This is a genomic window from Micromonospora marina (assembly GCF_900091565.1).
In the GTDB taxonomy this organism is placed as follows: domain Bacteria; phylum Actinomycetota; class Actinomycetes; order Mycobacteriales; family Micromonosporaceae; genus Micromonospora; species Micromonospora marina.
Genome location: NZ_FMCV01000012.1, coordinates 1 through 24,752, shown reverse-complemented (window position 1 = coordinate 24,752; position 24,752 = coordinate 1). Strand labels below are relative to the sequence as shown.

The 24,752-nt window shown below is 73.7% G+C and carries 24 protein-coding genes and 1 pseudogene; 15 read left to right on the top strand and 10 right to left on the bottom strand.

What is annotated here, in order from left to right:
* Positions 1–37 precede the first annotated feature (37 nt).
* From GA0070215_RS15610 to GA0070215_RS15600, 3 genes are read left to right on the top strand one after another with little or no spacing between them, the layout of a single operon-like run.
* A complete protein-coding gene (locus tag GA0070215_RS15610; protein ID WP_026268110.1) occupies positions 38–505 on the top strand; it encodes an NUDIX hydrolase in 468 nt (155 codons plus the stop codon).
* Positions 499–1,380 (top strand): ribonuclease HII, encoded by an 882-nt coding sequence (locus GA0070215_RS15605; protein WP_091046737.1) that lies wholly within the window; start codon positions 499–501, stop codon positions 1,378–1,380. The genes GA0070215_RS15610 and GA0070215_RS15605 overlap by 7 nt, the downstream gene beginning before the upstream one ends.
* Entirely contained in the window at positions 1,377–1,700 is a 324-nt protein-coding gene (locus GA0070215_RS15600; RefSeq protein WP_011905215.1) for a DUF2469 domain-containing protein, read from the top strand. The genes GA0070215_RS15605 and GA0070215_RS15600 overlap by 4 nt, the downstream gene beginning before the upstream one ends.
* A 12-nt stretch (positions 1,701–1,712) precedes the next feature.
* Here GA0070215_RS15600 and GA0070215_RS15595 read toward each other — a convergent pair whose 3' ends face one another.
* Positions 1,713–2,819 carry a sulfite oxidase gene (locus tag GA0070215_RS15595; RefSeq protein ID WP_091046733.1) on the bottom strand — a complete coding sequence of 369 codons (1,107 nt, stop codon included), beginning with the start codon at positions 2,817–2,819 and terminating at the stop codon, positions 1,713–1,715.
* The gene (locus tag GA0070215_RS15590) at positions 2,816–3,475 is read right to left on the bottom strand and encodes a methyltransferase domain-containing protein (protein ID WP_091046730.1); all 660 of its coding nucleotides are present in this window, start codon (positions 3,473–3,475) and stop codon (positions 2,816–2,818) included. The genes GA0070215_RS15595 and GA0070215_RS15590 overlap by 4 nt, the downstream gene beginning before the upstream one ends.
* A 209-nt stretch (positions 3,476–3,684) precedes the next feature.
* On the opposite strand from GA0070215_RS15590, the pseudogene GA0070215_RS15585 reads away from it, so the two are divergent.
* Positions 3,685–4,275 (top strand): annotated as a pseudogene (locus GA0070215_RS15585) (murein hydrolase activator EnvC family protein); the annotation flags it as partial.
* Positions 4,276–4,310: 35 nt separating this feature from the next.
* Here GA0070215_RS15585 and GA0070215_RS15580 read toward each other — a convergent pair.
* Positions 4,311–5,492: an aminotransferase class V-fold PLP-dependent enzyme gene (locus tag GA0070215_RS15580; RefSeq protein ID WP_091046723.1), complete on the bottom strand. Its 1,182-nt coding sequence runs from the start codon at positions 5,490–5,492 to the stop codon at positions 4,311–4,313.
* Between the two features lie 88 nt (positions 5,493–5,580).
* Positions 5,581–6,507 carry a tyrosine recombinase XerC gene (locus tag GA0070215_RS15575; protein WP_208600356.1) on the bottom strand — a complete coding sequence of 309 codons (927 nt, stop codon included), beginning with the start codon at positions 6,505–6,507 and terminating at the stop codon, positions 5,581–5,583.
* Positions 6,508–6,977: 470 nt separating this feature from the next.
* On the opposite strand from GA0070215_RS15575, the gene GA0070215_RS15570 reads away from it, so the two are divergent.
* Positions 6,978–7,319, top strand: coding sequence for a hypothetical protein (locus GA0070215_RS15570; RefSeq protein ID WP_091046716.1), 342 nt, complete (start codon positions 6,978–6,980; stop codon positions 7,317–7,319).
* Between the two features lie 7 nt (positions 7,320–7,326).
* On the opposite strand, the gene GA0070215_RS15565 is transcribed toward GA0070215_RS15570, so the two are convergent.
* From GA0070215_RS15565 to GA0070215_RS15550, 4 genes are all read right to left on the bottom strand, one after another.
* Positions 7,327–8,505, bottom strand: a complete 1,179-nt coding sequence (locus tag GA0070215_RS15565; RefSeq protein WP_091046713.1) for a DNA-processing protein DprA — start codon at positions 8,503–8,505, stop codon at positions 7,327–7,329.
* Positions 8,502–10,022 carry a YifB family Mg chelatase-like AAA ATPase gene (locus tag GA0070215_RS15560; protein ID WP_091046709.1) on the bottom strand — a complete coding sequence of 507 codons (1,521 nt, stop codon included), beginning with the start codon at positions 10,020–10,022 and terminating at the stop codon, positions 8,502–8,504. Before GA0070215_RS15560 ends, GA0070215_RS15565 begins: the two co-directional genes overlap by 4 nt.
* A gap of 1 nt (position 10,023) precedes the next feature.
* The gene (locus GA0070215_RS15555) at positions 10,024–10,383 is read right to left on the bottom strand and encodes a YraN family protein (RefSeq protein ID WP_091046985.1); all 360 of its coding nucleotides are present in this window, start codon (positions 10,381–10,383) and stop codon (positions 10,024–10,026) included.
* Between the two features lie 119 nt (positions 10,384–10,502).
* A complete protein-coding gene (locus tag GA0070215_RS15550; protein ID WP_141708203.1) occupies positions 10,503–10,958 on the bottom strand; it encodes a hypothetical protein in 456 nt (151 codons plus the stop codon).
* 315 nt (positions 10,959–11,273) lie between these two features.
* Between GA0070215_RS15550 and GA0070215_RS15545 the strand changes: the two genes are divergently transcribed.
* The 8 genes from GA0070215_RS15545 (at position 11,274) to GA0070215_RS15510 (ending at position 20,118) form a co-directional block, all read left to right on the top strand.
* Positions 11,274–12,317 (top strand): hypothetical protein, encoded by a 1,044-nt coding sequence (locus GA0070215_RS15545; protein ID WP_091046702.1) that lies wholly within the window; start codon positions 11,274–11,276, stop codon positions 12,315–12,317.
* 323 nt (positions 12,318–12,640) lie between these two features.
* The gene (rpsB, locus tag GA0070215_RS15540) at positions 12,641–13,507 is read left to right on the top strand and encodes a 30S ribosomal protein S2 (protein ID WP_018786348.1); all 867 of its coding nucleotides are present in this window, start codon (positions 12,641–12,643) and stop codon (positions 13,505–13,507) included.
* 126 nt (positions 13,508–13,633) lie between these two features.
* Positions 13,634–14,461: a translation elongation factor Ts gene (tsf, locus tag GA0070215_RS15535; RefSeq protein ID WP_018786349.1), complete on the top strand. Its 828-nt coding sequence runs from the start codon at positions 13,634–13,636 to the stop codon at positions 14,459–14,461.
* A gap of 157 nt (positions 14,462–14,618) precedes the next feature.
* Positions 14,619–15,386, top strand: coding sequence for a UMP kinase (pyrH, locus tag GA0070215_RS15530; protein ID WP_036345766.1), 768 nt, complete (start codon positions 14,619–14,621; stop codon positions 15,384–15,386).
* 86 nt (positions 15,387–15,472) lie between these two features.
* Entirely contained in the window at positions 15,473–16,030 is a 558-nt protein-coding gene (frr, locus tag GA0070215_RS15525) for a ribosome recycling factor (protein WP_013284608.1), read from the top strand.
* A 254-nt stretch (positions 16,031–16,284) separates the two neighbouring features.
* Entirely contained in the window at positions 16,285–17,622 is a 1,338-nt protein-coding gene (locus tag GA0070215_RS15520; protein WP_091046699.1) for a phosphatidate cytidylyltransferase, read from the top strand.
* A gap of 104 nt (positions 17,623–17,726) precedes the next feature.
* A complete protein-coding gene (rlmN, locus tag GA0070215_RS15515; protein WP_091046695.1) occupies positions 17,727–18,872 on the top strand; it encodes a dual-specificity RNA methyltransferase RlmN in 1,146 nt (381 codons plus the stop codon).
* Positions 18,873–18,894: 22 nt separating this feature from the next.
* The gene (locus GA0070215_RS15510) at positions 18,895–20,118 is read left to right on the top strand and encodes a DivIVA domain-containing protein (protein ID WP_091046692.1); all 1,224 of its coding nucleotides are present in this window, start codon (positions 18,895–18,897) and stop codon (positions 20,116–20,118) included.
* Positions 20,119–20,195: 77 nt separating this feature from the next.
* Here the strand turns inward: GA0070215_RS15510 and GA0070215_RS15505 are convergent, their stop codons facing one another.
* A complete protein-coding gene (locus GA0070215_RS15505; RefSeq protein WP_081635946.1) occupies positions 20,196–20,420 on the bottom strand; it encodes a hypothetical protein in 225 nt (74 codons plus the stop codon).
* Positions 20,421–20,669: 249 nt separating this feature from the next.
* Between GA0070215_RS15505 and GA0070215_RS15500 the strand changes: the two genes are divergently transcribed.
* Both GA0070215_RS15500 and GA0070215_RS15495 read left to right on the top strand, forming a co-directional pair.
* Positions 20,670–22,250 carry a Rieske 2Fe-2S domain-containing protein gene (locus GA0070215_RS15500; RefSeq protein WP_091046689.1) on the top strand — a complete coding sequence of 527 codons (1,581 nt, stop codon included), beginning with the start codon at positions 20,670–20,672 and terminating at the stop codon, positions 22,248–22,250.
* Positions 22,251–22,358: 108 nt separating this feature from the next.
* On the top strand, positions 22,359–22,997 hold the full coding sequence (locus GA0070215_RS15495; protein ID WP_167361523.1) for a TMEM175 family protein: 639 nt from the start codon (positions 22,359–22,361) through the stop codon (positions 22,995–22,997).
* A gap of 56 nt (positions 22,998–23,053) precedes the next feature.
* On the opposite strand, the gene GA0070215_RS15490 is transcribed toward GA0070215_RS15495, so the two are convergent.
* Positions 23,054–24,649, bottom strand: a complete 1,596-nt coding sequence (locus GA0070215_RS15490) for a phytoene desaturase family protein (protein WP_091046682.1) — start codon at positions 24,647–24,649, stop codon at positions 23,054–23,056.
* Between the last annotated feature and the right edge of the window lie 103 nt (positions 24,650–24,752).

Sequence of the window (24,752 nt, the reverse complement as noted above, 5' to 3'; positions counted from 1 at the left end):
GTGGCCGTTCGTCGCAGGCGTCTGGCAGGCTGGTGCGGTGACCGTCTACACCCCTCGTCGCGCGGCCCGGGTGCTGCTGGTCGACGCGTCCGACCGGGTGCTGCTCTTCGAGGGCAGTGATCCCGCCCGGCCGGGGCACCGCTACTGGTTCACCCCCGGCGGCGGGCTGCACCCGGGGGAGTCCCCGGCCGACGGCGCCGCCCGGGAGCTGGCCGAGGAGACCGGCCTGCGGCTGGCCCCGGCGCAGCTGGGCGCGCCGGTCTTCTCGGACACGGTCGAGTTCCCGTTCGACGGCGTCTGGTACCGCCAGGACCAGCAGTTCTACCTGGTCCGGGTGACGGGCTGGGAGGTCGACACGGCCGGCTTCGACGACGTCGAGCGGGCGAGCGTGCACGGGCACCGCTGGTGGCCGGTCGCCGAGCTGGCCGCCTCCGCCGAGCGCTACTACCCGCCGGACCTGCCCGGCCGGCTCGGCGCCGTGCTGGCGGGAGGCGGCGCATGTTGACCCCGCCGCGCACAGTGGTCCGCCGCGACGGCGGCCTCTACGCGCTGGAACGCGCCCTGCAACGGCGTGGCTTCCGGCACGTGGCGGGCGCCGACGAGGCCGGTCGGGGCGCCTGCGCCGGGCCGCTCGTGGCCGCCGCCGCGATCCTGCCCGAGGGGCGGCGCGGCGAGATCGACGAGCTGGCCGACTCCAAGCTGCTCACCCCCGCCGCCCGCGAGCGCGTCCATGACGAGGTGGTGGCACGGGCCCTGGCGTACGCCGTGGTGGTCGTCCCCGCCGAGGAGGTCGACTCCCGGGGGCTGCATGTGTGCAACCTCGCCGCGATGCGCCGGGCGCTCGCCTCGCTCACCACCCGCCCGGAGTACGTGCTGACCGACGGTTTCGGCGTCGACGGGCTGGACGTGCCGGGCCTGGCGGTCTGGAAGGGTGATCGGGTGGCCGCGTGTGTGGCGGCGGCGAGCGTGCTGGCCAAGGTCACCCGGGACCGGATCATGGTGGACCTGGACGGGCGGTTCCCCGGCTACGGCTTCGCCGAGCACAAGGGCTACATCACCGCCGAGCACAGCGCAGCGCTGCGCGCGCTCGGGCCCTGCCGGGAACACCGCTTCTCGTACGTGAACGTGGCCGCCGTCTCCGGACGGGACGGCCGGCCTCCTCGCGCCCGCCGCCCGGCGGGCGACGGCACCGACGCGGTGCCGCCCGAGCCCGCGGCCGGGCTGCCGGGTCTCGGGCCCGGCGCGTTCGCCGGCCGCCCGGACGAGCCGATGGGGCGCTGCGGCGCGTCAGGGGGTACCGTCGGCGTGGCGTTGGGCGAGCAGCCGCGACCTCCGGCGTCGGTGGGGGAAGATGTGGTCATGGAAGGCGGAGTGCGATGAGCGCGGAAGATCTCGAGAAGTACGAGACCGAGATGGAGCTTCAGCTCTACCGGGAGTACCGCGACATCGTCCGTCAGTTCTCCTACGTGGTGGAGACCGAGCGCCGTTTCTACCTGGCCAACCAGGTCGACCTGCACGTGCGGAACTCCGACGGCGAGGTCTACTTCGAGGTCGAGATGCACGACGCCTGGGTGTGGGACATGTACCGTCCTGCCCGGTTCGTCAAGAATGTTCGAGTTATGACGTTCAAGGACGTCAATGTGGAAGAGCTCGAAAAGCCCGACATCTCGCTTCCCGCAGATTCCGGGTTCGGGAGCTGACCCGGCGCCGGATCACTGCGCCGGCACGACCACCTCGACCCGCTGCACCAGGTTGTTCGCGAACCCGCCCCGGTTCCACGGCTGCTCGACCGGCTGGGTGCGCCCCGATGCGTCGGTCGCCCGGGCCCCCAGCACGTACCGCCCCGGCGTCGCCGTCCAGGTCACCGACCATCGGCGCCACGCCCACTCGCCCCCGGACGGCTCGTCCAGGACCGCCGGTGCCCACGTCCCGCCGCCGTCCGTCGTCACCTCGACCGAGGTCACCGGCGCGTGGCCGGACCAGGCCCGGCCGTCCAGAGTGCACGGCCCGGGCCGCAGCACCCGGGTGCGGGACATGAAATCCGGGAACCCGGGCGGACGCACCAGCGCACGCGGCTCGATCCGGGTCACCGGCACGCCCGGGTCGTCGGCGTCGCGCCGCAGCCGGTAGGCCACCGCGTTCTGGTAGCCGTCGAACGGCTCGGTCGTCACGGTGATGTCCCGCAGCCACTTCACGTGCGCCATGCCGTACCAGCCGGGCACGATCAGGCGCAGCGGCGCGCCGTGCTGCGGCAGCAGGGGAGCGCCGTTCATCTCGTACGCCAGGAGCACCTCCTCACGCAGCGCGTCGGCCACCGGCAGCGCCCGCTGGTAGTCCTGCTCGACGCCGCGCTCCACCCCGTGGTCCGCGCCGGTGAACACCACGTCCACCGCGTCGCCGGACAGGCCGGCCTCGCGCAGCAGCGGGGCCAGCGGCGTACCGGTCCACTCGGCGTTGCCCACCGCCTCCACCAGCCAGGGCTGGCTGACCGGCCGGGGACGCAGCAGCGCCCGGCCGTTGCCCGCGCACTCCAGCGTCACGCGGTGGGTCACCCGGGGCCGGTCGCGCAGCGCCGCCAGGTCCAGCCGCAGTGGACGATCGAGGGCGCCGGACACGCTCAGCGCGTACGCGGCCGGGTCGACGTCCGGGATGTCGTAGTGGATGAGCAGGTAGTGCAGGCCCGCCGGGGTCACGTCGTACCGCAGCGCCTCCAGCGGGATGCCGTGGTTGCGCGCGGCGAGCTGAAGCTCCTCGGCACTGATCGCCTCGTCCGGCCCGGCCACCCGGGAGGGCCGGCTGGCATCGTCCACAGTGGTCATTGCTGCTCCGTCCGCTCCAGCACGTCGTAACCCACGAACGCGAACATCCGCTCCCCGGCCGCCAACGGGCGGGGCGTGCCGGTGAATCGGTGCGCGCCGACGCACACACCGTCGGCCGGGCTGTTCACCGCGACCGGGTCGAAGCCCTCCTCGGCGAACCACTCGCAGATGGCCGGCACCAGGTCCGGTTCGCGCCGGTGCCGCGTCCACAGCACCGTGCCGCCGGTGGCGCAGAGCGAGGCGCAGTGCCGCACCGTGGCCCGGATGTCGTCGTCGGTGATGTTGCCGAAGATGCCGCAGACCAGCACGAGATCCGCCGGGGCCAGATCGGCGTAGCGGTCGGTCAGCGAGGCGTCACCGGTCACCACCTCCACGCCGGTGAGCCCCGCGTCGGCGGCGGCACGGCGGGCCAGGTCGACGTTACGCGCGTCCAGCTCGACCAGGCGGGCGGTCACGTCGCCGCCACGGGGGTGGGTGGCCAGCACCGGAATCAGGTCGCGGCCCTGACCCGCGCACAGGCTCAGCGCGCGCAGCGGGCCGGGCGGCGCGGCGTCGAGCGCGTCGGCGACACGCTGCCGCACCTCGGCGAGCCGCCGGGCCAGCGCGGACTCGGGCTGGTCGTAGTCGCTGTGCCAGGCGTACCAGTCCTTCGTCACCCGGCCAGCATAGGCGTCCCGGCCGTAGCAGATCGGCCCCGATTCCGGCGCTCGTCCACAGCCGGTGCGTCGTCCACAGGACGGCCGCGTGCGGCACGCGGGACGGTGCCCGGGGTCGGCAGGGTGCTCGCGTGCGTTCCTCGATCTCTCACGCGGTGGTGTGGTTCCTCGTCGGCTGCCTGCCGGGCGTCCTCACGCCGTCCCGGGCCGTGGTGCCGTCGTCCTCGGCCGGGCTCTCGCCGTCGTCGTCCCGGGTCGGGGTCCACTCGCTCGCGGCCGGGCCGCCTGCGGCCGTACCTGCGCGCGGGCGGGATGCTTCCGCATCAGCGGGTGCCCCGGCTCCTGGTGCTTCGGCGGCGGGCGGCTCGGCTGCGGGACTTCGGGTTGCACCCGGTGGGCGATTCCGGTGGCCGCTGCCGGGTGAGCCCCGGGTGGTGCGGCGGTTCGACCCGCCGCCGCAGCCCTGGCTGTCCGGGCACCGGGGCGTCGACCTCGCCGCCGCACCCGGCGCCCCGGTGCTGGCGGCCGGCGCCGGAGTCGTCCTGTTCGCCGGCACCGTCGCCGGCCGGCCGGTGCTCACCGTCGGCCATGCCGACGGGCTGCGCACCACCTACGAGCCGGTCCGTGCCCGCCTCACCGCCGGCACCCCGGTCGAAGCCGGCACGCCGGTCGGCGACCTGCTCGCCGGGCATCCGGGCTGCACCGAGGCGGCCTGCCTGCACTGGGGACTGCGACGCGACGCGGAGTACCTCGATCCGCTGGCCCTGCTCGGGCTCGGTCGCGTCCGGTTGCTGCCGCTGCACCCCGCCCCCGCCGACGGGCGATCGGGTGTCGCTCAGCCCTGGGCGAGCAGCGTGGGCAGCCGGACGGCCAGCCGGTCGTACTCGTCGGGGGTGTTGTAGACCTGGCCGCACAGCCGCAGATAGCCGCGTCCGTTCCAGCCGGCGATCGAGACCTCGGCGGAGAGCCGGTCGGCGATCCGGCTCCGGAACTCCCGGGCCGCGTCCAGCGTCGACGCGACACCGGGCGGCAGCGGCACCAGCCGCATGGCGACCGCCGGTCCGCCGGGCTCCGGCAGCCGCTCCGGCGCCACACCGAGCGCGTCCCCGACGACCCGTTGCCCGTACGCGGCCAGCGCCGCGTTGTGCGCGCGTACCCGGTCCACGCCGAGGCTACGTAACGTGAACAGGCCCACCGGGGCGGCCAGCCAGCCGGTGTAGTCGAGCGTCGCCTGCCACTCCACCCGGATCGGGAAGCCGCTGTCCTGCTCCCAGGAGACGACGAGCGGCTGGATCCTTTCCCGCCACTGCGGCGCGACCACGAGCACTGCGGTGCCGCGCGGCGCGTACGCCCACTTGTGCAGGTTGCCGACCCAGAAGTCGGCGCCGGCGGACGCGACTGTGGCCGGCAGCATGCCCGGTGCGTGGGCGGCGTCCACCAGCACCGGCACGCCCTGCTCCCGGGCCACCGCGACGAGGGCCGCGGCGGGGAACAGCCGGGCGGTCGGCGAGGTGAGCTGGTCGATGACCAGCAGCTTGGTACGCCCGGGGCGCAGCCCGTCGCGGACGATCTCGACCACCTCCTCGTCGGTGGCGGTCAGCGGCACCGGCAGGGTGCGGGACACCGCCCCGGTGCGGGCGCACTCCCGGGCGACCGACAGCGCCACCGCCCCGTACCCGTGGTCGGTGGTCACGATCTCGTCGCCGGGACGCAGCGCCAGCGACTGCAACACCACTGCCGCACCGGCGGTGACGTTGCCGACGAGCGTGGTGCCGTCCGGATCGGCGCCGAGGAACGCGGCCAGGTGCCGCCGGGTGTGGGCGATCCGGTCGACCAGGCCCTGCGTGAAGAACCGCAGCGGGTTGGCCTCCATCTCGTCGCGCAGGCGCTGCTGGGCGCGCTGTACGGCGATCGGTACGGCGCCGAACGCACCGTGGTTGAGGTGGCTGACGGCGGGATCGAGGGAGAAGAGCAGCCGAGCCCCGGGAATCGGCTCGGGTGGCTGTGGCACCGTCATCCGTCGATCCTAGCCCGGGATGGATCATGCACCGGCCGGATTCGGCCCGCTGACCGTCTCACCGACGCCGCCCGCGCGCCTTCGGCGGTCAGGCGCGGGGATGCGCCTGCCGGTACACGGCGCGGAGCCGCTCCACCGAGACGTGCGTGTAGATCTGCGTGCTGGCGAGCGACGAGTGCCCCAGCAGCTCCTGCACGGCGCGTAGGTCCGCGCCGCCTTCGAGCAGGTGCGTCGCGGCCGAGTGGCGCAGCCCGTGCGGCGTCACGCGCGGCACCCCGGCGGCACCGGCCCAGCCCGACACGATCCGCCGCGCGGTGGTCGGGTTGAGCCGTCCACCCCGAGCCCCGAGCAGCAGCGCCCGGCCCGAGCCCGCGTTCAGCAGCGCGGACCGGCCCTCGCGCAGCCAGGCGTCGAGCGCCCGCTGAGCCGGCACTCCGTAGGGCACCGACCGCTCCCGCCCACCCTTGCCCAGCACGCGTACCACCCGGCGGTCCTGGTCGACGTCGGTGACGTCCAGGCCGCACGCCTCGCTGATGCGTACCCCGGTGCCGTAGAGCAGCTCCAGCAGCAGCCGGTCGCGCAGCAGCACCGCCTCCGGCGCCTCCGTGCCCGCCGGTTCCCCGGCCTGCGGGACGTCGGCGGGACGGGTCGCCTCCATCAGGGCGGCGGCCTGGTCCGCGCGCAGCACGGTGGGCAGTTCCCGCCGCGCTCGGGGGCTGGCCAGCGGCGCCGCCACGTCGTCGGCGAGCAGGCCGGTCCGGTGCGCCCAGGCGCTGAACGTCCGGGCCGCGGCGGCGCGCCGCGCCATCGTCGTCCGGGCCGCCCCCATGGTCCGCTGCTTCGCCAGCCAGCTGCGCACCACGGCGAGGTCCAGCTCCGGCAGTTCGGCGCAGCCCATCCGGACGGCGTGGTCCAGCAGCGACACCAGATCCGTGACGTACGCCCGGACGGTGTGGACGGACCGGTTGCGGGCCCGCGACAGGTGGTCGGCGAAGTCGTCCACCGCCTCGCGCATCGAGGCGGGCAGTTCCGCGTGCGCGTCCCGCGTGCCGCGCCGCCGCTGACTCACCGCGGCACCCGGTCCGGGCGCACGCGGTCGCGGCGGAGGAGGCAGACAGCGATCACCGCTCCAGCGTAAGGCCGGAGCGCCGCCCGCCGCCGTGCCGCCGCCGCCCGCCGCCCGCCGCTACGCCGTGCCGCCCGGCTGTCGCGCCCGCCTTCGCGGCGGGTCGGCCGTCGTCCGTGGGATGTGCCGTCCGCCACGTCGCCCGCCTCCTTCCGGCGTCGGATACGCGGCGACGCGCTGAGCGGGGTGGCAGAAGCGCGTCTGGACAGGGGAAACTCGTGCTGCGGCACGCTTGCGGTGCGGTGCGGTGCGGCGACCGGCAGGCAGCGCGGCCGAGCCGGCCCCGACGGAGGTCGATCCGGCCGCGATCAGGCGAACGCGTTCCCGTGACGGTGACGCCGGTTCGAGGAGGACCGAGAGTGGGAGTGGACGCCGTCCTCTACCGGCAGATATCGACGGGCACCGGTCGTCGCCGCCCCGCGTACGCCTCGATCGAGGTCGTGGCGGACCCGCAGGACGTGCTGCCCGACCTGCTCAAGCGGGTCCGCGGCGGTGGCCGGACCCCGCTGCTGGACCGCGTCGACCCGCTCGGCGAGCTGACCGTGGAGGCCGGGCGGATGCCGCAACTGCTCGCCGAGCTGCGGTGCCTGGCCGAGGTGGCCCGGACGCCGGCCGAGGTCGACCACGTCCTCCGGTTGGCCCGGCTCGTCCGCCGATGCGCGGACCGCCGCGACGCCGAGATCCGGTTCGAGGGCGACTGACACGGGCTCACGTCCGGTCGGCCGGTGGCGGCGCGAGCGCGTAACCGCCGTCGCGGCGTACCACCATCGCCAGTTCCTCCAGCATGGACAGCTTGCGCATGGCGGTACGCAGGTCCACTCCCGCCCGCGCCGCGACGCTCTCCAGGTCGAGCGTCCGGCGGCGCGGCAGCGCCTCCAGCACCTGGGTGGCCTCCTCGTCGAGCCGGTCCCGGGGGCGTTCGGGTGCCCGGGCGGGCGGGGCCAGGTCGTACCCGATCCGGCCCACCTCCTCCAGCACGTGCGCGACGCTGGCGACCAGCCGGGCCTCCGGCCGGTCCCGCAGCACCTCGTGCCCGCCGACGGACATCGCGGAGGTCACCGGCCCGGGCACCACCATCGCCGGGCGGTGCAGGCCGAGTGCCCGGTTGAGCGTCTGGGTGGCGCCGCTGCGTGCGGCGGCCTCGACGAGGACCGTGCCGCTCGTCGCCGCCGCGATCACCCGGTTGCGGATGAGGAACCGCGGCCGCAGCGGCTCCGCGCCCGGAATCCACTCGCTCACCAGCAGGCCGGTCTCGGCGATCCGGTCGAACAGGGCGGCGTTGCCCATCGGGTACGGGCGGTCCACCCCGCAGGCGAGCACGGCGACGGTCCGTCCGCCCGCTGTCAGCGCCCCGCGATGCGCGGCGGCGTCGATGCCGAACGCCCCACCGGACACCACCGTCCACTCCCGGTCGGCGAGGCCGTAGCCCAGTTCGGTGGCGACGTGCGCGCCGTAGGGGGTGGCCGCGCGGGCGCCGACCACCGCCACCGAGCGCGCCAGCGCCTCACCGAGCGGCCACGCCCCGCGTACCCAGAAGCAGAGCGGAGGGTCGGTCTCCACGTCGACCCGCCGGGTGGCGCCGGACAGCGCCAGCCGGCGCAGGTCGCGGACCTGGGCCGGCCACTCGTCGTCCTCCGGGGTGACCAGCCGGGCGCCGAGCCGTTCGCCGCGGGCCAGCGCCGCCGCGGCGACCGCCCGGGCGTCACCGGAGACGCCGCGCGCCGCGACTGCCGCCCGCAGTGCCCGTTCCGGCGCCTCGCCGGACAGCAGCAGGTCGAGTGCGGCGACCGGGCCGATCCGCTCGACCAGCGCGAACACCGACCGGGTGCCGGGCTCGGCGAGCCAGGTGAGCGCGACCCGCGCCAGCCGGCGGTCGTCGGCGCTCACGCGACCTCCCCGGTCCGGAGCTGGACGGCCTCCGCGACGTCGTCGCGGCCCGGCCGGTCCTGCCCGTCCAGGTCCGCGATGGTCCAGGCGAGACGGAGTACGCGGTCGTAGCCGCGCGCGGACAGCGAACCGGTGTCGAGCCGGCGGCGCAGATCCGTGGTGACCCGGGCGGGCAGGTGCCACGGCGGCCGGCGCAGGTACGGACCGGGGACGTCGGCGTTCACCCGGTGCCCGGTGGCCGCCCAGCGCTCGGCGGCGGCGTGCCGCGCGGCGACGACCCGGGCGGCGACGGTGGCCGAGGACTCCGGCGCGGCGCCGGTGTTCAGCAGCTCCGCCGCGCGGACCGCCGTCAGCTGAACCTGCACGTCGACCCGGTCGAGCAGCGGGCCCGACAACCGCCCCAGGTAGCGCCGCCGGGCCAGCGGCGGGCACTCGCAGTCGACGTCACCGGAGGGTTTCGCACACGGGCAGGGATTGGCAGCCAGCACCAGTTGGGTACGGGCCGGGTACTCGGTGGCGCCTCGGGTACGCGCCACCCGCACCCGGCCGCTCTCCAGCGGCTGCCGCAACGCCTCCAGCGCGCCCTTGCCGAACTCGGGGGCCTCGTCCAGGAACAGCACCCCGCGATGAGCGAGCGACACCGCGCCGGGCCGGGCCAGCCCGGAGCCGCCTCCGACGAGCGCGGGCACCGTGGCCGAGTGGTGCGGCGCCTGGAACGGGGGCCGGCGCAGCAGCCCGCCGCCGGGTGGCAGCAGGCCGGCGATCGAGTGCAGCCCGGTGACCTCCAGTGCTGCCTCGTCGTCCAGCTCGGGCAGGATCGACGGCAGTCGCTCGGCGAGCATGGTCTTGCCGGCGCCGGGCGGGCCGAGCAGCGCGAGGTGATGGCCCCCGGCGGCGGCGATCTCCAGGGCGCGCCGCCCGAGCGGCTGCCCGGCCACGTCGACCAGGTCGGGCCCGGCCGGGCCGCCGACGGGGACGTGGGCGGGCGGGGCGAGCAGCGGGCTCCCGTCGCGGACGTGGGCGACGAGCCGGTGCAGGGTGTCGACCGCGTGCACGCGTACGCCCGGGATGACCGCCGCCTCGGCGGCGTTGCCGGCGGGCACGACGACGCGGGTGTGCCCGGCGCGGGCGGCGGCGGCGACCATGGGCAGCGTGCCGCGGACGGGGCGTACGGTGCCGTCGAGGCCGAGTTCGCCGAGCACGACAGTGGCGTCCAGGGCGACCGGTGGCAGCTCACCCGAGCCGGCCAGGACGGCGAGCGCGATCGCGAGGTCGAACGCCGAGCCGTACTTGGGCAGGGTGGCGGGGAGCAGGTTGAGCGTGATACGCCGGTTGGGCCATTTCTGGCCGGAGTTGACGATCGCGGCGCGGACCCGGTCGCGCGCCTCGTGCAGCGCGGTGTCCGGCAGGCCGGAGATGATCACGGCGGGCAGCCCGGGAGCCAGGTCGGCCTCGACCTCGACGAGATGCCCGGCGACACCGGCCAGGCCGACGCTCAGCACCTTCGCGTACCCCATGTCAGAACGCGCCGCGGAGGTGCTCGACGCGGGCGGGGCCGGCGACCGGGAGCCGGACGGAGAGCACGTCGAAGCGGACCTCGTCCGCGGTGGTGCCGGTCTCGGCGAGCCAGCGCGCGGCCAGGCCGCGCAACCGGCGGGCCTTGGCCGGTACGACCGCCTCGGCGGGGGAGCCGAACTGCTCGCCACGGCGGGTCTTGACCTCGCAGACGGCGAGGACCGGGCCCTCCCAGGCGATGATGTCGATCTCGCCGTCTGGGCAGCGCCAGTTGCGGGCGACCGGGCGCAGGCCCGTCTCGATCAGGTGCCGCAGCGCGCACCGCTCGCCGTACGCGCCGACGGCTCGGTTCCGGTTCGTCATGCCGGCCAGGATGCGACCGGCGGCCACGAGCGGGGGCGCTGCGAGGGGCCGTCCTGTAGACAAGGTGCCGCCTGTGGACGGGCTCACGATCACCCGTCCACTGTGCTACGGCATGCCGTTCATCCGGCGGTCTCGGTCATCGCCTCGCGTACTTCGAGGAACTGCGCCGTCCGGTCGCCGATCGGGCGGGACGAGAGGAAGGCGACGATGCCCAGGGTCTGGGTGTCGGCCCAGGCGCAGACGACGAGGTAGCTCTCCATTTCGGTCCGCCCCTGGCCGCAGCGGGCCGTACCGCCCAGCGGGCCTGCATCGACCTGTTCCCGGGCGCCGACGCGGTACGGGTTCAGTGCGCGCTCGACCAGCCCTTGCTGGTCGATGACCGTGCCGGACACGCCCGTGACGAACACCATGTCGGCGTCCGGCCCGTGCCCGCCGTACGCCCAGCCGGCGGCACTCGTGGCCGGGGCGACCTCACGCTTCAGCGTGTCGAGGTGCCGCTTGGCCGATTCGATGGCCACGCGATCCATGTTCTTGGTGAGGCCGAGCAGCGTGTCCGGCGTCCGGAGTGTGCGCACGACCGGCAACGGCGCGCCCACCGGTGTGGTGGCGGACCTCGGCGGCGTCGCGGGTTCCGGCGCGCACCCGGAGGTCAGGATCAGTGCCGTGGCCGCTAGCAGCAGGCTCGCAGCGGTTCGTGCCATCATCGTCGTTCCCCGTTCTCGTGCGGTGAGCGGGAGTAAGGTATCCCGGATCCGCGTCGCTGGGGCGCCGGGCGGCAGCGACCTGGCGCGGCTACTGAACGTGTCCTGTCGGCGACCCGGTGATGTCGGCGCTGACCTGGGCCGACCCTCGGGTGACCCGAATGGCGCGGCTGGAGCCGGTCGCATACCGTGCCGGTCGTGGACGGACGACGGAGCTACTCCGAGGATGAGCAGGGTTCGCGGTGGGGCGACCGCGGATACGAGTCGGACTGGCGCGCGGCGGGCGAGGCCCGCTACCGCGACGACGACTACCGCACGCCCGAGCAGCGCGCCGGTGAGAACCGGTACGCCGAGCCGGGCCGGTACTCCGCCGCCGATCCGCTGGTGGACGACACAAGCAGCTGGCGTTCGCAGCGACCGGACGACCCGGAGGTCTCCGGTGAGCTGCCGGGGTCGCGCGCCGGCCGTCGCGCGGCGCGGGAGTCGTCGGCCGATCCGCTCGGCGCGGTGTCCCGCACCGGCGTCGACGCGCTCGGCACCGCCGCGCACGGGAACCCGCTGTCGAGTTCACTCGGTACGCCCGGGGCCGCCCCCCTGACCGGCGCCGCCTCGGCCGGTACGGACCCGTACGGCCTCATCGCCCACGGCAGCGACCCGGCCGGCGGCCCCGGCGTGGACGCCCGCAGCGCTGCCGGCGGCGTCGACAAGCCCCGGCTCAGCCCGATCGGTGGGTACCCGGCGCCTGGCGCCGACGGCGGGGTGGACCCAGTCGCCGCGGCGCGGCTGAACCCCGGCGAGGCCACCGCGCTGCGGATCGGCGAGCGTCCGGGCGGTCCGGCCCAGCCGGCGGCGGCTCCGAACCCGCTGGAGATGCCGACCGGCCCGATGCCGGCACTCATGCCCCGACCGGACGGGCCGCCGCCCGGTGACGGCGTCTACCGGACCCGGCGCCCCGCGCTGGCGGTGCTGCTGGCGGTGATGGTGTTGGTGCTGGAGGTGCCGGCGGTACGGGTGTTGCTGCACGGCCTGTTCGGTGATCCGGTGTCGACGTCGCACGTGGTGGTGGGCGTCTTCCTGGTGGTCGGGCTGCCGATCTTCGGCACCGGCCTGTACGGGCTGCGTACCGGCGGGCTGGCGCTCGCCGACGGCAGCCGGGGCTGGCTGCGCCCGCCGACGGCGTACCTGACCGTCGGGCTGGTCCTCTTCCTCGCCGCCGCCCTCGCGGCGGGCTGAGCGGGGAAACGCCCATCTATCCCGAAGTGGCGGTGTCACCGTCAGGTTGACACCGCCACTTCGCCGTACCGGTGTCGATCAAGGATCGATCAAGCCGGACTCCCGCACCCGGGGGCCGGGCGGCGGAGAGGGCGCGTACACTGGTCGACTGGCGACCGCCTCGTGCGGTCGACCTCGCGTGCCCTCTCCACGGTTTTGTCCGTGGGGCGACGGCCTCCCTGGTCCCGGTCTGATCACCGGGCCCACCCTGGCCGGCGACCGGGCGCCAGGCGTCTGGCCGCCGGCCGGACGGACAACCAGGGACAACGTAGGAGTAACCCACCATGGCCGTCGTGACCATGCGTCAGCTGCTGGAAAGCGGTGTGCACTTCGGGCACCAGACCCGGCGCTGGAACCCGAAGATGAAGCGCTTCATCTTCACCGAGCGCAACGGTATCTACATCATCGACCTGCGCCAGACGCTCGACTACATCGAGAAGGCGTACGAGTTCGTCCGCACCACCGTCGCCGGTGGCGGCAGCATCCTGTTCGTCGGCACCAAGAAGCAGGCCCAGGAGGCCATCGCCGAGCAGGCGACCCGGGTCGGCCAGCCGTACGTGAACCACCGCTGGCTCGGTGGCATGCTGACCAACTTCCAGACCGTGTACAAGCGGCTGCAGCGGATGAAGGAGCTGGAGGCCCTGGGTGACCTGAGCGGCACCGCCGCCGGTTACACCAAGAAGGAGACGCTCCAGCTCTCCCGCGAGAAGATCAAGCTCACCAAGACCCTCGGTGGTCTGCGGGACATGCAGAAGCTCCCGGCCGCGGTGTGGATCGTCGACACCAAGAAGGAGCACATCGCCGTCGACGAGGCCCGCAAGCTGGGCATCCCGGTGATCGCGGTGCTCGACACCAACTGCGACCCGGACGAGGTCGACTTCCCGATCCCGGGCAACGACGACGCCATCCGCTCGGCCGAGCTGCTGACCAAGGTCGTCGCCGCCGCCGTCGCCGACGGTCTGATCGCCCGCTCCGGCCGTAACCGGGGCGCGGACGAGAAGCCCGAGGCCGGTCAGGTCGCCGCCGACGAGCCGCTGGCCGAGTGGGAGCGCGAGCTGCTCGAGGAGCCGAAGAAGGCCGACGAGCAGCCCGCCGCCGCCGAGCAGGCCGCGCCGGCCGCCGAGCAGCCGGCGACCGCCTCCGCGGAGTGATCTCGCCGTCGCGTCCCCACCGCCCGGGTTCCCGGCGGTGGGGCGCGACGGGTACGCCGGGCAGAACCTGCCCGGAACCGGGTAACCAGCACCCCAGACCACCTCACTGACACCGAAGAGAGAGTCATGTCCAACTTCACCGCCGCGGACGTCAAGAAGCTCCGCGACCTCACCGGCGCCGGCATGATGGACTCCAAGAAGGCGCTGACCGAGGCCGAGGGCGACTTCGACAAGGCCGTCGAGATCCTGCGCGTCAAGGGTGCCAAGGATGTCGGCAAGCGGGCCGGGCGCACCGCCGCCAACGGCCTGATCGCCCACTCCGGCCAGGCGCTGCTCGAGCTCAACTGCGAGACCGACTTCGTCGCCAAGAACGACGCCTTCATCGCGCTGGCCCAGCAGCTCGTCGAGCACGGCGTGGCCAGCGGCGCCACCAACGCCGAGGAGCTGCTCGCCAGCAGCATCGACGGCAAGAGCGTGGCCGACCTGATCCAGGAGCAGTCCGCCAAGATCGGCGAGAAGCTGGTGCTCAACCGCTTCGCCAAGCTGGACGGCACCACCGCCGTCTACATGCACCGCAAGAGCCAGGACCTGCCCCCGGCGGTCGGCGTGCTGGTCGAGTTCGCCGGCAAGACGGACGAGGCCGCTGACGCCGACGCTCGCGCCGTGGCCATGCAGATCGCCGCGATGCGGCCGAAGTACCTCACCCGTGACGAGGTGCCGGCCGAGACCGTCGAGTCCGAGCGGCGCATCGCCGAGCAGACCGCCCGCGAGGAGAACAAGCCCGAGGCGGCGCTGCCGAAGATCGTCGAGGGCCGGGTCAACGCCTTCTTCAAGGACTTCGTCCTGCTGGAGCAGGCGTCGGTCGCCGACAACAAGAAGACCGTCAAGCAGGTGCTGGCCGACGCCGGCATCGAGGTGACCCGCTTCCTGCGGTTCGAGGTCGGCCAGGCCTGAGCCGCCGCACCGGGCCGTCCGGCCCGGGCACAGGGGAGAACGTCGACGAGGAGGCCGCCGGTGTACGCGACAGGCACCGCGGCCTCCTCGTCGCATAGGGTCGGCAGGGGCACGTACGCGACGCTCGCGCGATGCGCGGGGAGAAGGGGCGGGGCGGATGACGCAGGTTGTGAGTGACCGGAGCCTGGCGGCGGACGATCCGACCGCCCCTCCGCCCGGTCGGTCCCGCCGGGTGGTGCTGAAGCTCTCCGGTGAGGTCTTCGGCGGCGGCGCGATCGGCGTGGACCCCGACGTCGTGCAGGGCATCGCCCGCCAGATCGCCACAGTGGTACGCCGTGGCGTTCAGGTGTCCGTGGTGGTCGGCGGCGGCAACTTCTTCCGCGGCGCCGAGCTGCAGAAGCGCGGCATGGACCGCGCCCGCGCCGACTACATGGGCATGCTCGGCACGGTCATGAACTGCCTGGCCCTCCAGGACTTCCTGGAGAAGGAGGGCATCGAGACCCGGGTGCAGAGCGCGATCACGATGGCCCAGGTCGCCGAGCCGTACATCCCGCTGCGCGCGATCCGCCACCTGGAGAAGGGCCGCGTGGTCATCTTCGGCGCGGGCGCCGGCATGCCGTACTTCTCCACCGACACGGTGGCCGCCCAGCGGGCGCTGGAGATCCGCGCGGACGTGGTGCTGATGAGCAAGAACGGCGTGGACGCGGTCTACACCGCCGACCCCCGGATCGACCCGACCGCGAGCAAGCTCGACTCGATCACCTTCTCCGAGGTGCTGCGCCGTAACCTGCGGGTGGCCGACGCCGCCGCGTTCAGCCTCTGCATGGAGAACGGCCTGCCGATGCTGGTCTTCGGCGCCCAGGGCGACGACACCATCGTCCGGGCCGTCGGGGGCGAGAAGATCGGCACCCTGATCACCGCCTGACCGGCCCGCCGGCCCGGCAGCGGTCCCTCTGCCACGGCAGCACCCGCACCACACACGACGAGCGACAGAAGGAGGCGAGGAGACCGGTGATCGACGACACCCTCCTCGAGGCGGAGGAGAAGATGGAGCGTGCCATCGAGCACGCCAAGGAGGAGTTCGGCGGCATCCGTACCGGACGCGCCAACGCCGCCATGTTCTCCCGGATCGTCATTGACTACTACGGCAGCCCGACCCCGCTGCCGCAGATGGCGTCCATCGCGGTGCCCGAGCCGCGCATGGTGATCATCAAGCCGTACGACAACTCGCAGCTGGGCGCCATGGAGAAGGCGATCCGTGACTCGGACCTCGGGGCCAACCCGAACAACGAGGGCAACCAGCTCCGTATCGTCCTGCCGCAGATGACCGAGGAGCGGCGCCGCGACATGATCAAGGTCGCCCGGCAGAAGGGCGAGGAGGCCAAGGTCGCCGTCCGCAACATCCGCCGCAAGGCCAAGGAGGAGCTGGACCGCCTGGTCAAGGACGGCGAGGTCGGCGAGGACGAGGGCCGGCGCGCGGAGAAGGAGCTGGACGACCTGACCCAGCGCTTCGTCGCAGGCGTCGACGAGCTGGTCAAGCACAAGGAGAGCGAGCTGCTCGAGGTCTGAGCACGCACGTACCTCGCACGGCACCGCGCCGCCGTCGCCCGCCCGGGCGGCGGCCCGGTGCCGTCGTCGTGCCCGGCGGCGCACACCTTCGGCGCTGCGGCGGGTGCAGTAGGCTCGGCACGATTCCCGACCACCACGGGGTGAACGGCGGGAGTCGCCCGGCCGTCGGTCGGTAAACAGGAAGTCTCACGCCGGTAGGGGATGGTCTTGGTCTTGCGTCATGTGGTGGCTCTCGTACCGGCTGCCGGTGCGTGATGTCCCACCCCGACCCCTACGGCAACACCGAGTCGCGTGGCTGGGACCGCCCGGCCGCCCCGGCCCTGCCCTGGCCGGACACCGACCTGGAGCCCGGCCCGTGGCGTCCCGGCCCGGCCGCGCACACCCACCCCGCCGCGCCGGACACCTACGCGCGTCCCGGCGCCGGCCCGGACACGTACGCCGGCCCCGACACGTACGCCGGCCCCGACACGTACGCCGGGCCGTACCCGACGACCTCGCGGCACCACGACGGGCCGGGCCGGTACGACGGCCCGCCGGCCGGCGACCGTGGCCGGCCGGACGGGCCGGAGCACCGTGGCCCGTGGGGTGAGCCGGCCCGCGACGACGAGTACCCGACCGCGCAGATCGCGCCGGTGCGGGACGAGCCCACCGACCAGATCCCGGTGGTACGCGACGAGCCCGCGCCGGCGTCCGCACCCGAGCCGTCGGCCGGCCGCCGCGGGCCGGGACGGCGACGGGCGAGCGCCGAGCGTCCGCCGACCACCGTGCCGAAGGCGTCCCGGGCGGGGCGCAACCTGCCGGCCGCGATCGGCGTCGGGGTGGCCCTCGGCGCGGCGGTCGTGGTGCCGCTGTTCTTCTTCAGGCCGGCGTTCCTCGCCGTGCTGGCGACCGCCGTCGGGATCGGCATCTGGGAGATGGCCCGCGCGGTACGCCGCAGCGGCGCCCACCCGCCGCTGGCGCCGCTGGTCGCCGGTGGTGTGCTCACTGTGGGCCTGGGCTGGTACGCGGGCCCCGACGCGCTCTGCCTCGGGCTGCTGGTCACGGTGCTGGGCACGATGATCTGGCGGCTGGGCGACGGGCCCGGCAACTACCAGCGCGATCTGACCGCGGCCACCCTGATCGCGGTGTACGTGCCGTTCCTCGCCGGGTTCGCGGCCATGCTCGCGGCGGCGCCCGACGACGGGCACCTGCGGGTGCTGGTGACGCTGGCGGCGGTGGTGCTCTCCGACACCGGCGGGTACGCCGCGGGCGTGTCGTTCGGCAAGCATTCGATGGCACCCACGATTAGCCCGAAGAAGTCCTGGGAGGGCTTCGCCGGCTCGGTGACGGCCGCGGCGGCGGGCAGCGCGGCGCTGCTGTGGGCGCTGTTCGACGTGGCACCCTGGTGGGGGGCGCTGTTCGGAATGGCGATCTCGGTCTCGGCGGTGCTCGGTGACCTCGCCGAGTCGATGATCAAGCGGGATCTCGGCGTCAAGGACATGAGCAACCTGCTGCCCGGGCACGGCGGCCTGATGGACCGGCTCGACTCGATCCTGTTCGCCGTGCCGGTGGCGTACCTGTTGCTCGCAGTGTTCGTCCCGGTGGTGAGCTGAGGTATGCGTCACGGCGGCGACCTGCTGCGGGCCGGGTGGCCGGGGGCGATTCGACACGTACGGACGGGTGCGTCCGGGCGGGCGCGTGTCAGACTGGACGCGCCATGACGAGTCTCCCGCTGATCTCCGTAGACCCCGACGCCCGCGGTCGCCGTCCCGCGATGCCTCCCCGCCACCTCGCCGACCTGGACCTGCCGGGCCGGCAGGCGCTCGTCACCGAGTTGGGTGAGCCGGCGTTCCGCGCCAAGCAGGTCTCCAACCACTACTTCGGCCGGCTGGTGCGCGACCCGGAGCGGATGACCGACCTGCCGGCGGCGGCCCGGAAGCGGCTGGCGGGCGAGCTGCTGCCCACGCTGCTGACCCCGGTCCGCGAGCTGGCCTGCGACGACGGCGCTACCCGCAAGGCGCTCTGGCGGCTGCACGACGGCTCGCTGGTGGAGAGCGTGCTGATGGGCTACCCGGACCGGGTGACAGTCTGCATCTCCAGCCAGGCCGGGTGCGGTATGGCCTGCCCGTTCTGCGCCACCGGCCAGGCCGGGCTGACCCGCAACCTGTCCACCGCCGAGATCGTCGACCAGGCGGTCTACCTGGCCGGGGTGGCCGCCTCCGGTGCGGTGGCCGGTTCGCCGCCGCGGCTGTCGCACGTGGTGTTCATGGGCATGGGCGAGCCGCTCGCCAACTACTCGCGGGTGGTGGCGGCGATCCGCCGGCTGGTGGCACCGGCGCCGGAGGGGCTGGGCCTGTCGCAGCGGCACATCACCGTCTCGACTGTCGGTCTGGTGCCGGCGATCCGCCGACTGGCCAGCGAAGACCTCTCGGTGACCCTTGCGTTGTCGCTGCATGCCCCCGATGATGAGCTGCGCGACGAACTCGTCCCGGTCAACCAGCGCTGGAAGGTGTCCGAGGTGCTGGACGCGGCGTGGGACTACGCGGCCACGACGGGGCGTCGCGTGTCCATCGAATACGCGATGATCAAGGACGTGAACGACCAGCCGTGGAGAGCCGATCTGCTCGGGCGGCTACTGGCCGGCAAGCTGGCCCACGTGAACCTGATCCCGCTCAACCCGACTCCGGGCAGCCGCTGGGACGCCAGCCCGAAGCCGGTCGAGCGGGAGTTCGTCCGGCGGTTGCGCGACGCCGGGGTGTCGACAACGGTGCGCGACACCCGGGGACGCGAGATCGACGGGGCCTGTGGGCAGCTCGCCGCCGCCGGGGACACGGACGGCGACTCACGCGCGGCAACGGCGTAGCGGTACGAGACCAGGAGACATAGTGGCGAGTCAGGGTCAGCGTTTCCGGCGTAAGGCGCTCCGCCGGGGCTACAAGGTCGACGAGGTCGACGCCTTCCTGGACCGGGTCGAGGCGACACTCGACGGCCAGCCGGTCGGCGCGCCCGTGGCCTCCCAGGAGGTCCACGACGTCGTCTTCCGGGTCCGGTTCAACGGCTACGACGAGTGGCAGGTCGACCTGCACCTCGACCGGGTCGAGCGGCAGCTCGCCGAGCTGGAGGAGCGCGGTGGCGCACCGGCCGGGCGCGGTGGCGATCCCCGGATGGCCGACCGGCTCGGCCCGCCGATGCGCGACGACCGGGGCATGTCGCCGGTCCCGCAGCCGCCGATGCCGCCCCGGCAGATGTCCGCTCAGCCCGGTCCGCCCGCCGACCGCTACGGCAACCGCTACGACGAGCCGACCGGCGCGTTCGCCGGTGGCTACGACGGCCCGCGCGGTGGCTACGACGGTCCCCGCGGCCCGGGTGGACCCGGCCCGATGGGCCCGGGCGCACCGATGGGGCACGGCGGCCCGCCGCCGCGCGGCCTGCCGCCCGGCCCGGCCGGCTACGGCCAGGACAGCGGCCCCGGTGGCTACGGCCAGGACGGCGGCCCGGGTGGCTACGGCCCGCCGGACAGCGGCCCGGGTGGCTACGGTCCGCCGGACAGCGGGCCCGGTGGGTACGGCCAGGAGGAGCGGTTCGACGGGTTCGAGGCCGGTCGGCGCGGTCGTGCCGACATGACCGCCGAGATCCGCATGCCCGAGCGTGAGCTGCGTGGTCGTGGCCCCGGCGGTCCGCCGGCGCTGCCGCAGCAGGGCTACGGTGCGCCGGAACCCGGTTACGGCCCGCCCGACCCGGGTTACGGCCCGCCGGACCAGGGCTACGGCCCGGGCCCCTCGATGACCGGCCCGCCCCTCGTGGGCCCGCCGGCCGCCGGCCCGCCGATGGTCGGGCCGCCGATGGCCGGCCCGCCCGGCAGCGACCTGCACCGGGTCGACCAGATCCGCCGCAGCTTCCAGGTCCGCCGGTTCGGCAGCGGGTACGACCCGGACCAGGTCGACCGGTTCTTCGAGACGCTGCTCGGTGGCATGCAGGGGCGCAACGCGATGCCGGTCAACCCGAAGGAACTCGACACGCTGCGCTTCGGGCTGGTGCCCGGCGGCTACTTCGAGGCCGAGGTCGACGCCGCGCTCAAGGACGTGCAGGACATCCTGCTCGGCCGCTGACCCCGGTCACGAGACGACGAAGGGCCCGCCCCCTCGCCGGGGACGGGCCCTTCGGGCACCGCCGTGGGCGCCGCGCGTCAGGACCGCAGGCCGTTGCGGCGCAGCACGGCGTCGCCGATGACGATGGCGATCAGCAGCCCGGCGATCCCGAACAGCCAGATGTGCTCCACCCGGCCCTCCTCGATCCCGCAGAACGCCATCAGAACCAAGGCCAACGCCGACAGCACCGCACCGATCCGTCCGGACTTGCGGTGTCCGGGCTTGTGCTGATCTGGCGCGGTTACCGGCTCGTCTCCTGCCACTGTCGGTCCTTCCCTCGCGATCGGATCTCCGATCAGTCTGGCACGCCCCCAACCGGGCCCGGCGCAGGGTCCGGCCTCCGGTGCCGGGGACGACCCGGGCGGGCGACAGCAGGCGGGCCCGCCCGGCCCGGGTCGTTGGTCCCGTACCGGTGGGGGCGGATTGCCACTACCGGCGTCGCGGGACGGCGAGCACACTGCCTCCGGTAGCGTCTTGACGTACACCTTGATGCCTTTTTGAGGAGGACTGCGGTGCGAGTGACCGGTACGGGGCATGCCAGCATGCGGATCGACACGCCCGCGGGCAGCATCCTGTGCGACCCGTGGGTCAACCCCGCCTACTTCGCCTCGTGGTTCCCCTTCCCGGACAACTCGCTGCTCGACTGGGCGACCCTCGGTCAGGTCGACTACCTGTACGTGTCGCACCTGCACCGGGACCACTTCGACGCGAAGCACCTGCGTGACTTCGTGTCGAAGGACGCCACCGTCCTGCTGCCCGAGTTCCCCACCTCGGAGATGGAGGACGAGTTCCGGGGGCTGGGCTTCACCAAGTTCCTCAAGGCCCCGAACGAGCAGGTGGTGGAGCTGCCCGGCGGTCTGAAGATCATGATCCAGGCGCTGACCAGCCCGACCGACGGCCCGATCGGCGACTCCTCGCTCTGGGTCGAGTACGACGGCGTCCGGCTGCTCAACCAGAACGACGCCCGCCCGACCGACCTGAGCGTGTTCGCCGAGCTGGGCCACGTGCACGCGCACATGCTCCAGTTCTCCGGCGCGATCTGGTACCCGATGGTCTACGAGCTGCCGCAGGCGGCGAAGACCGCGTTCGGCAAGCAGAAGCGGGACCGGCAGTTCGACCGCACCTGGCGCTACATCGACGACCTGAAGGCCGACCACGTCTTTCCGATCGCCGGCCCGCCGTGCTTCCTCGACGACGAGCTGTGGCAGTTCAACGACATCTTCGGCGACGAGGGCAACATCTTCCCCGACCAGTCGGTGTTCCTGGCCGAGTACGCGAAGGTCGGCGGCACGAACGGCATCGTGCTGCTGCCGGGCAGCGTCGCCGAGATCACCACCGAGGGCGCGACCACCACCCACCCTCAGCCGGTGGAGGAGTTCTTCGCGAACAAGGTCGCCCACCTGGAGGAGATGCGGGAGCGCAAGCGCGGCGTGATCGAGGCCGAGAAGGCGTCCTGGCGGCACCCCGAGGTCGACGTGCTCGGCGAGATGAAGCGCCGGATCGAGCCGCTGCTGGACGAGTCGATCTACCTGGCCAAGGGCGTCGGCGGGCCGGTCCGCTTCGACCTGGTCGGCTACGACGGGTCCGAGGTCGAGTCGATCGTGGTGGACTTCCCGGGTAAGGAGGTCCGGTCGTACGCGGACGAGAAGGTCCGCTACCGGTTCCGTACCGAGCGGGCACTGATCGAGCACCTGCTGCACATCGGCGAGGTGGACTGGGTCAACTCGCTCTTCCTCTCCTGCCGTTTCTCCGCGGCCCGCATCGGCCAGTACAACGAGTTCGTCTACGCCTTCTTCAAGTGCCTGTCCGAGGAGCGCCTCCAGTACGCCGAGGGCTGGTACGACGAGCACGAGCGGGCGGTCGACGCCGAGGACATCACGCTCGACGGCTGGGTGGTGCAGCGGCGCTGCCCGCACCTGAAGGCGGACCTGAGCCGGTTCGGCATCGTGGACGGCGACCAGCTCACCTGCCAGCTGCACGGCTGGAAGTTCGACCTGGCCAGCGGGCGCTGCCTGACCAGTGTCGGGCACAAGATCCGTGCGCACCGCGCCGACGCGGAGACCCCGGCACCGGCCGGGGAGGCGGCCATCTGACGGATTCGCCGCGTCCGCCGCCCCCGGCACGCGACCATCGGTCGTGAGGGGGGCGGCGTGACGGGTGCGGACAGGGAACCGGCGTACCGGTTCGGGCGCGGCAACGAGATGGCGCGGGACGCCTCCCGGGTGGAGGCGTTCAGCGACGCGGTGATCGCCATCGTGCTCACCCTGATGGCCGTCGAGCTGCTGTCGTTCAGCCCGAACACCCCGCGGGACGACGGGCTGCCGGCCGCGCTGCTGCACGAGTGGCGCGCCTACCTCGCGTACGTGATCACCTTCGCCATCGTCGGTCAGGTCTGGCTGACCCACCACAACATGTGGCGTTACGTCCGCCGGGTCGACCAGATGCTGCTGGTGCTGAACCTGCTGCTGCTGATGTTCGTGGCGGCGATCCCGTTCACCGCCGACCTGCTCGCGGAGAACCTGCGCGGGACCGTCGGCGACCAGCGGTTGACCGCCGCGCTGTACGCGGGCGTGGTGCTCGGCGAGGCGCTGTTCTTCAACCTGAGCTGGTGGTGGGCACGCCGCCGTGGGCTGCTGCAACCGGGCCTGGACCCGAGGCTGGCGCGGGCGGTGGCGCGCCGGTTCCGCGTCGGTCCGCTGCTGTACCTGATCGCGTTCGCGATCGTGTTCGTCGATCCGGTGCTGAGCCTGCTGGCGTACCTGCTGCTGATCGGCGTCTATCTGGTGCGCGGGCCCGGCGACCTCCCGCCCGCGGGCCGGGAGTCGCCCGAGACGCCCTGAGTGACTGTTAATAAGGGGCCCTTCCTCTACCGGAGGCGTTAAGAGGGGGCCCTTCCTTACAGGTCGGCGAGGATGCGCCGGGCCGCGTTGTGCCCGGCCGCGCCGATCACGCTGCCCGCCGGGTGGCAGCCGGCGCTGCCCGCGTACACGCCGTCCACCCCCGTCGCGTACGGCATCCGGTCGGTGAACGACACGGTGTTGTCGACGTGGTGGATGTGGCCGCCGGTGATGCCGAAGTGCGCCTCGATGCCGGGCGGCGGCAGCGGCACCGCGTCCGCGACCAGGTCGGCGGCGCCCGGGGCGTACCGCTCGCAGATCGCGATCAGCCGCTCCACGTAGCCGGGCAGCACCGCGTCCCAGGTGGTGCCGGCCGGCTCGTAGGGGACCGACTGCACGAACAGCGCCGACGAGTGGTGCCCCGCCTCGTCGGACAGTGACGGGTCGACAGTGGTGTGCAGGTACCACTCGATGGTCGGCTCGTCCGGCAGCCGCCCGGCCCGCACGTCCGCCCACATGCCGCGCAGCGCCGCCATCGGCGACTCGCCGCCGTCGCCGACCAGCGAGGCCGAGCCGGGCAGCAGGTGAATGGTCGATCCGAACGGGCTCGGCGCGTCGTCGGGCAGGCAGGAGAAGCGCGGCAGCCCGGTCAACGCCAGGTTGAGCTTGAGCGTGGTGCCGGGGCGGCGGACCGCCGCCATCCGCGCGCCCAGCTCCGCCGGGAGCGCGCCGTCGGGCAGCAGCTCCATCAGCCGGTACGGGTCGCAGGCGCCGAGCACGACCGGGGCGTCCACCTCCCGGCCGCCGGCGAGCGTCACCCCGGCGGCGGCGCCTCCGGCCAGCCGGATCCCGGTGACCGGCGCGTCGGCGACGACCCGCGCTCCGGCGCGCTCGGCGGCCTCGGCGAACGTGCGGGACACGGTGCCCATGCCGCCCCGGGTGATCATCCAGGTGCCGTCCGCGCCCGGCAGCCGGCACATGTTGTGCACCAGGAAGTTGTGGCCCGTGCCGGGATCGTCCGGGCCGGCGTTGAGCCCGGACAGGCCGTCGGTGACCGCGTACATGCTGACCAGCAGCTCGGAGCGGAAGTCGAAGCGGGCCAGGTGATCGGCGACCGAGCCGCGTACCAGGTCGACGAAGACCTGCCGCAGCGCGGGCCGCACGTAGCGTTCCGCGGTCTCCTCGACCGGCATCGGCTCGGCCAGCCACGCCGGGGCGAGATCCTCCCGCAGTTGGGCCAGCTCGGCGTGCAGCGCGTCGTCGGCGGCGACGTCGGCGGGGGAGAACATCTCCGCGAGCTGCCGCCGGCCGGCGGCGACGTCGCTGCCGGCCAGCAGGTACGGCGAGCCGGGCCCGCCCGGCGTGGGCAGGAAGTAGTGCGGGTCGCGGCGCAGCACCGGGATGGTCACGTCGAGCGTGGCCAGCAGTTCCGGCGGCATCAGCCCGAGCAGGTACGACCCGGTGGAGTGGCGCAGCCCGGGCACCTTCGGGAACGGGTTCTCGGTGCGGGTCGCCCCGCCGATCACCCCTGATGCCTCCAGCACCAGCACGTCCAGGCCGGCGCGGGCCAGCAGGATCGCCGAGACCAGGCCGTTGTGCCCGGCGCCGACGATCACGACGTCGGCGCGGGACGGCAGCTCATTCGCGCCGCTCATGCTGGGCCGGCTGGGCATGCGCTCACGGCCCTCGCTTCGCTCGGTGCGTTCGCTCATGCTGTGCGGGCTGGGCATGCGCTCACGGCCCTCGCTTCGCTCGGTG